We start from the raw sequence: 7411 nt of genomic DNA, 5'->3' as shown, positions 1-7411 counted from the left end.
TTATACAGAATTTCCACTCTGGAATGAAATTCCCTTTTTCAGCGGTCAGAAAAAAATCGTGCTCCATGATGCCGGACTTATTAATCCCGAATCAATTACCGATTACATTGCCATAGGCGGCTATCAGTCTCTGGCCAAGGCATTAAGCCAGATGAAGCCGGAAGAGGTGCTCAATGAAGTAAAGGATGCAAAATTACGCGGGCGGGGAGGCGCAGGTTTCCCCACTGCAACGAAATGGGCCATCATGCAACGCTCGACAGCCGAAAAGAAATATATAATTTGCAATGCCGACGAAGGTGATCCCGGAGCCTATATGAACCGCAACGAAATTGAAAGCGACCCGCACATGCTCATTGAAGGAATGATCATAGGTGCGTATGCTATGGGTGCCCATGAAGGGATTGCTTATGTCAGGGCCGAATATCCCCTGGCTGTTGAAAGGTTAAAACTCGCCATTCAGCAGGCTTATGATACCGGCATATTGGGCGATAATATTTTGGAAAGCGGCTTTTCCTTCAACCTGAATGTGGTTGAAGGAGCCGGTGCATTTGTTTGCGGTGAAGAAACTGCCTTAATAGCCTCGATTGAAGGGAAAGCTGGCAGGCCTATGCCCCGCCCTCCCTATCCTGCAGAAAAAGGGCTTTATGGATACCCGACCAATATAAATAATGTAGAAACCTGGTGCAATGTCCCGGTTATTATCGGTAAAGGCAGTCAATGGTATACGCAGACCGGAACAGAAAAAAGCCCGGGCACCAAGGTGTTCTCCCTGGTCGGGAAAGTGAAAAATACCGGACTGGTGGAACTGCCCTTAGGTTCACCCCTTGAGAAAATGGTATTTCAGATTGGAGGAGGAACTGGCACCAGCAAAAGAGTAAAAGCCGTACAGGCCGGTGGCCCTTCGGGGGGCTGCATCCCGCTCAGGCTTTTCAATACCCCGGTTGATTATGAGTCACTGACAAAACTTGGTGCCATCATGGGTTCCGGAGGGATGGTGGTCATGGACCAGGATAATTGTATGGTAGATGTAGCCCGTTACTTTTTGGAATTCAGTTCCAAGGAATCATGCGGAAAATGCACCCCCTGCCGTGAGGGGCTTGCACAGGCACTGCATATTCTTAACAAGATCTGCCTGGGTGAAGGAACTCATGAGGATCTGGCCACACTCGAAACCCTGACCCGGGTAATCAGGGATACGGCCTTATGCGGACTGGGCCAGACAGCCCCTAATCCTATTCTTACTACCCTCCAGTATTTCAGGCAGGAATACCTGGAACATATTGAAGAAAAGCGTTGCCATTCGGGCGTTTGCGAGGCACTATTTATTGCACTTTGCGAAAACAGCTGCCCGTTACACATGAATATACCCGGATATATTGAACTAATTAAAGAGGAACGCCTTGAAGAAGCTTTTGAACTTACTCTGCGCGACAATCCTCTTCCCGGAACCATTGGCCGCATCTGCCATTTTCACTGCCAGATGCGCTGCCGGCGCGAAATGGTGGACAAAGCCGTTTCCCAGGGCGAAATTCACCGCTATCTGGCTGATACCATCTATAAACTGGGCAAGGAACAGGAAATTTACAAAAGGCTGATTAAAGAGAAGCTTCCTTCAACGGGTAAAAACATTGCCATTGTCGGTGCCGGCCCTGCCGGACTGACAGCTGCTTTCTACCTGGTCCGCCTGGGACATGCCGTAACCATTTACGATGCCCTTCCTGAAGCTGGTGGCGTTGCCCGTTTCGGTATCCCTCAATATAGGCTGCCTAAGGAAATCCTGGCTAAAGAAGTGGCTTTTATCAAAAAACTGGGCGTGAAATTTGTATTCAACACCAAAATAGGAACGGATATCCCCATCCAAAATCTGGAGGAAGATTATAATGCCATCTACATTGCTATTGGTGCAGGAAAAGACCTGGAGGTAAAAATTGAAGGGTCAAATACCAAGGGGGTATATGCGGGGACAGATTTCCTGAAGAAACTTGCCCAGAACAAATATCCTCAGACAGGCGAAAGTGTCGTGGTGGTCGGGGCAGGAAACGTTGCTATTGATGTAGCACGAAGCGTATGGCGAATGGGGAAGGAAGTTACCCTTGTTTACCGGCGCGATAAAGCGGATATGCCTGCTAACCGCAGCGAAATTACAGAGGCCCAAAATGAAGGCGTCAGTTATCAGTTCATGAAGGCCCCCAACGCCATACTATCGGATAAATCGGGTTATGTAAAAGCATTGCGTGTAGCCGAAATGGGCCGTGGCAACATTGACGAATCCGGCCGTTTCAGGCCTGTACCAACCGGCCACTTTGACGAAATACCCTGCGATACAGTGATACTGGCTATTGGAGAACGCGTTGATTCTGATTATTTCAGGAACAACAATATAGACTCCAGCCTTGACGGCCGCATACAAGTAAATGCCTTCACCTATCAGACCACCAATCCCCAAATCTATGCCGGGGGAGATGCAGTTTCCGGTCCTTCGACGGCTGCCGAAGCCATGGGGATGGCCAAAAAAGCTGCAGAGGCAATAGACCAGGCCCTGATGGGAGAAAACAGGTTCCCTCGATTGTTCAGAAAATTCGATTACAAAAACGAAATTCCTGTCAATACAATGGAAACCTTGACCATTACCACTGAGAAGATACCCTTCGAACAGCGCAGGGGAAATTTCCAGGAAGTTACCCGCGGTTATACCGGCGAACAGGCCTTGAAAGAAGTTCAGAGATGCTTACGCTGCGACATTAAATATTCCAGTAACACACAAGAAAAAAAGAACGATGATGAATATCACAATCGATAATATACCCGTTGAGGTAGAAGAAAAGACGACCCTCATGGATGCCTGCCGGCAACAGGGAATAAAAATCCCCTCTTTATGTTCCATGAAGGATATATCGCATAATGCATCCTGTGCTATATGCGTGGTTGAAGTAAAAGGAGCCAGAAGCCTTGCCAGGGCCTGCGTTACACAAGTCAGGGAAGGGATGGAAATCATCACCAACAATCCGAGGATACAGGAAGCCCGGCGGGTTAATATTGAACTGTTGCTGGCCAACCACCCTGCAGACTGTTTCTATTGTGAAAGAAACCAGAACTGTGAACTGCAAAAAATAAGCCTTGATTTGGGCATCAGCGACAAACGTTTTGCCCGCATAAGGCCGGAGAAAAAAATGATCGACGATTCATCTCCATCCATCATACGTGATGCTGAAAAATGTATACTTTGCGGACGCTGCGTAGCAGTTTGCCGTGAGATGCAAACCGTAAATGCCATTGACTTTTATGGCCGCGGAACATACAGCCATATCGGGACCTTCCTTGAATCCGGATTGGGAAATGTAGCCTGCATGAACTGTGGACAATGTGCACTGGTGTGTCCCACAGGTGCTATCACGGAAAAAAGCCATGTGAATGAGGTCTGGAAAGCCTTAAATGATCCATTGAAAATGGTAGTGGTTCAAACCGCTCCGGCCATAAGGGTAGGCATAGGTGAAGCAATGAGCATGCCGGCCGGCAGCCTGGTAACGGGCAAAATGGCTGCAGGATTACGAAGACTGGGATTTGATAAGGTATTTGATACCCAGTTCGCTGCCGACCTGACCATCATTGAAGAAGGGAACGAATTGCTTCAACGGATAAAAAATGGTGGTACCTTGCCAATGATTACCTCCTGCTCACCCGGATGGATCAAATTTATCGAACACTTCTACCCCATGTTGCTGGGACACTTGTCCACCTGCAAATCACCCCAGCAAATGTTCGGGGCCATAGCCAAAACTTATTATGCAGAAAAGAACAATATTAATCCCAGAAAGATGGTGGTGGTTTCGGTTATGCCCTGCACAGCAAAGAAATTTGAAGCACGCCGTCCCGAAATGAATGCGGCATTTGAATATTGGAAAGGCAGCATGCTCCTGCGCAACAGTGACAATTTCCCTGATGTGGATTATGCCATTACCACCCGCGAATTGGCTAGAATGTTTAAAGAGGCAGGTATAGATTTTGCCAATTTAAAGGAAGAAGACTTTGACCATCCCTTGGGTACCTCTACCGGGGCAGGGACGATATTTGGCGCTACCGGCGGAGTGATGGAAGCAGCCTTAAGAACAGCTTACGAGCTTTATACCGGCAGGCCCTTGCCAAGACTTGAATTCGAAGCGGTCCGTGGAATGGATGGCATTAAATCGGCCGACGTTGACCTGGACGGAACAAAAATAAAAGTGGCCGTAGCTCATACGTTGAAAAATGCCAGGCAATTATTGGCACAAATAGAAAGAGGCCAGTCACCATACGCCTTCATTGAAGTAATGACTTGCCCGGGCGGCTGCCTGGGCGGAGGTGGCCAGCCTATTCCCAGCACCCTGGAAAGCAGAATGAAAAGAGCCGAATCCCTTTATATCGAAGATTTATATAAAGGCATACGTAAATCTCATGAAAATCCGGACATTTTGAATCTTTATACTGATTTTCTGGATAAACCACTGGGCGAGTTGTCGCATCATCTCCTGCATACCCATTATATTCCGCGTGGCTATTAGGTACATGTTATATATTTTGCATAGCGCTGAACTTAGGCTGCGGCATGAATCCGCAGCCTTTGTTATTTTCAACAGAAACCTTTCAGGCCACAAACAACTACTACTTATAATTACAAGATTATTAGCTACTTAAATAAATTTAGGGCAAGAACTTTTTAAGATAAAACATTATATAGGAATTTAATATGTTGATCATTTCAAAAATGGAGGCAAGAACAAATTTTTCTTTTTTATGATCAAATTTTATTGAAGGAAATCATATCAACAGATTGTTAATCAACAAGTCTGTTAACAATTGGCTACACGGAAATGAAATTCAGAATCGGTATATATATAAATCATTGTATAAATGCAAGTTACCTTTCATTTTTTTTTAAATTCACTTTCTCCCTAAATAATGTTGACGGTATAAATCATAAAATTCAATAGCTTTAGCAGTATAAATCAGTCTCATATTCTAAATGTTAAATATATTTTTGTTAAAATATTGGATTTATAGAATATTAATTACAATTTTAAAGCCAATAAAAATAAATGTTATATATGTGCAGGTCAAAAAGTTAATGTTTTAATAATAAAAAAACAATTTAATTAAACCTTTACAATTCTAAGTATTGCATCATTTTCAAATTTATATATTCAACTAATTTATAACCTAAATTTTTTAATACATTATGAATAAAGGAGCTATCAGACTTTATAAAAAACTAAAGTCTAAGGATTACCATCCTGAAAATATTTGCGAAGTCGGGGTATACTTACCCCAGGAATCCAATCTCTTAAATTTTATTAAAGAGGACATTAAAACCACACTGATTGAGGCAAATCCCGAATATGTTAAAAATATTCGTTCCTTTTTCTCCGAAAAGAAAAATGTAAAGATCATTGAAGCAGCAGTCTTCGATTTTGACGGGAAAATTGAACTTTGTAAAAAAGGAGCATCCTCCTTTATCAGTGAACTTAAATCCTCTCCTGCGATCATTAATGACCACTATAAAAAAGACGGGGAAAAATTTATTGCAAATTCTATCGTTTTTTCTGAAATTGATCAAGGTGATTTTGATTTAGTTAGTGTTGATATTGAAGGGGCAGAATGGTATGTGATCAAGCACATGATTAGCCGTCCCAATGTCATTTCCATTGAAACTCATGGTAAGTATTATACCAATCCCAATATCCTCGAAATAGAGAAATGGATGAAATCAAATGATTACATGATATGGTATAAAGATGAAAGTGACAGCATATATATTAAAAATGGAATTTTTAAAATTTCTTTTTTAGAAAAAATACAATTATTACTCAGGAATCTAAAAATCAACATTCATAAGCAGGAAAAAATACTAAAAAAACAATAATAGGATTATCCGGATTTTCGGAATTGAGTTGTAAAAAAACTTATAATAAAAGTTTAACATAAAATTTAATTTTATTGAAAAAAAAATTTACCATCAAAAAATCCTCTGTTTTTTAAAACAGAGGATTTTATTAAAATTTATCTCATTTTCCTCTTTCAAATTTTCTGATTTTTATACGGCATTTAAATCCGGGCAAAAAGCCTAAGAGAAGAAGTAAGCTATAGAAAAAACCGGATTTGTATTATTTCCAATTTTTTCCTTCACAGGCCAAAACTCCGCCGGAAATATCATCTTCTGGATTTTATTTCATAAAAGGTCCTCTTATTCCTATTGGCCTTTTATTTTTCAACGCCACCTGTTTCCAATACCATCTAATTACCCGGCATTTTATACCAAAAAGATTTTGACTTTTTGTAAAATCCATTTAAAAATAAATTCAATTAAAAGTCATTTCTCAGTTTTTTAATTAGATTTAAAGCATAAAATTATATGCTTTAATGGAATAGCTATTCCCCGTCATTGGCGGATATTGAGTAACCCTATAAATGAATATTGGAAATGGGAAAAAAAGCTGCATTGACTTCTTCTGAATATTCCATAGAACTAAAAAATGGTAAAGAAATTCAGCCGGAGAATATTAAAATATTTCATGATTTATTTGACTGCAATCCTTCAGCAATAGCGTTAAGCCAACAGGACATGTCCATTACCATGGTTAATAAGGCTTTTTGTAAGATGTTTGATTGTACCTGGGAAGATGTCTTAGGGAATAGCTGGGCCCAACATCTGCCCCCCGAAGATCTTGAATGCATAAAAAGGTATAACCGTCAACGCATTGCAAATCCTGATAATGCACCTTCAGAATACGAATTCAAAATATACAATAAAGACAATAAAATAAGACATATCCTGATGTCTGTTTCCGTTGCACCCGATATCAATAAAGTTATTACTTCATTCAAGGATATAACGCAACGTAAGCATGCAGAAGAGGCATTGATAGAAAGCGAAATAAAATTCCGTAATCTTTTTGAAAATTCCCCCTTGGGCAAGACCATGACCATGCTCGACGGATACGAACATGGCAATAAATCATTCTGTACTATGATTGGCTATGCCCAGGAGGAATTGAAACTAAAAAAATGGATGGATATTATCCCTTCTGAAGATATTCAGAAAAATGCAAACATCATTCAATCCCTTCAAAAAGGAGAAATACCCATAGCAAACTGGGAAAAAAGATACATTCATAAAAATGGAGCTATTATCTGGGCCAATGTAACCTCCTATTTACAAAGGGATAACGAAGGCCGTGCGCTTTACTTTATTTCAACTATTGATGATATAACCGAACGCAAGTTCGCTGAAAAAGCCTTAAGGGAAATTCAGGAACAATATCGTCTCCTTTTCAATTCCAGCATGGATGCCATTATCCTTGCAACCCCTGATGGCTTATTATTATCTGCTAATCCGGCTGCCTGCAAAATATTTGGATATACGGAACAGGAAATGCTT

General features: G+C 41.4%; 4 protein-coding genes. All 4 read left to right on the top strand.

Translation table 11 applies throughout. From position 1 onward, the window contains the following. On the top strand, window positions 1-2800 hold a 2800-nt coding region (locus tag Q8907_10455; protein MDP4274688.1), incomplete at its 5' end, for an FAD-dependent oxidoreductase. After that, complete coding sequence (locus tag Q8907_10450) at window positions 2778-4538, top strand: NADH-dependent [FeFe] hydrogenase, group A6 (protein ID MDP4274687.1); 1761 nt, start codon at window positions 2778-2780, stop codon at window positions 4536-4538. The genes Q8907_10455 and Q8907_10450, both read left to right, overlap by 23 nt. A gap of 674 nt (window positions 4539-5212) precedes the next feature. Further along, window positions 5213-5896, top strand: coding sequence for an FkbM family methyltransferase (locus Q8907_10445; GenBank protein ID MDP4274686.1), 684 nt, complete (start codon window positions 5213-5215; stop codon window positions 5894-5896). A gap of 558 nt (window positions 5897-6454) precedes the next feature. After that, window positions 6455-7411, top strand: a 957-nt coding sequence (locus Q8907_10440) for a PAS domain S-box protein (protein ID MDP4274685.1), incomplete at its 3' end; no start/stop codon positions are given.

The sequence above is a fragment of the Bacteroidota bacterium genome (assembly GCA_030706565.1).
GTDB lineage: Bacteria > Bacteroidota > Bacteroidia > Bacteroidales > JAUZOH01 > JAUZOH01.
The sequence above is the reverse complement of the archived record's forward strand: the minus strand, read 5'-3'. Positions and strand labels throughout refer to the sequence as shown.

Coding starts and splice junctions, on each gene's coding strand:
- Q8907_10450 (MDP4274687.1), top strand. CDS start 2,778: ATGATGAATATCACAATCGATAATATACCCGTTGAGGTAGAAGAAAAG.
- Q8907_10445 (MDP4274686.1), top strand. CDS start 5,213: ATGAATAAAGGAGCTATCAGACTTTATAAAAAACTAAAGTCTAAGGAT.